The 531-nt window shown below is 68.7% G+C and carries 1 protein-coding gene; it reads left to right on the forward strand.

Going from position 1 to position 531, the window contains the following annotated elements; all coding sequences use genetic code 11:
• A partial coding sequence (locus tag BGN95_RS08805; protein WP_286772418.1) for an enoyl-CoA hydratase/isomerase family protein occupies positions 1 to 399 on the forward strand: 399 nt, incomplete at its 5' end.
• Between the last annotated feature and the right edge of the window lie 132 nt (positions 400 to 531).

Below are 531 nucleotides of genomic sequence, written 5' to 3' on the forward strand. Positions count from 1 at the left end.
CGCTTCTCGGCCAATTTCGTCAGCCTCGGCTTCCACGCCGGCTTCGGCATCTCGCACACGCTGCCGCGCGTCATCGGGCAACAGAAGGCCGCGCTGATGCTGCTCACCGGGCGGCGCGTGAAGGCGGCGGATGCGCTGGCCTGGGGGCTGATCGACGAACTTGTCCCCGCCGACGAGTTGCGCGCCGCGGCGACCGCGCTCGCCGCCGAGATCGCCGCCGCCGCGCCTTTGGGGGTCGAGGCGACCCGCGCCACCCTGCGCGGCGCGCTCGCCGAAGCGGTGCGCCGCCAGACCGAGCACGAACGCGCGGAGCAGGACCGGCTGATGGCCACCGCCGATTTCCGCGAGGGAATTCGCGCGGTTGCCGAACGTCGCCCAGGCAATTTCATTCGCGCATAATTTTCAAGGCTATAAGTCTGCGAACGATCCGGCTATCGAGCGGGATCGAGAGGCGATCGGGCTGCCGCCCGGTCGGATAAATTTCCACCTTCGGCGGGATCACGGGTTTGCGCACGAGAACGATCGGCGGAG

The sequence above is a fragment of the Sphingomonas sp. 66-10 genome (genome assembly GCF_001897045.1).
Taxonomy (GTDB): Bacteria; Pseudomonadota; Alphaproteobacteria; order Sphingomonadales; family Sphingomonadaceae; genus Sphingomonas; species Sphingomonas lycopersici.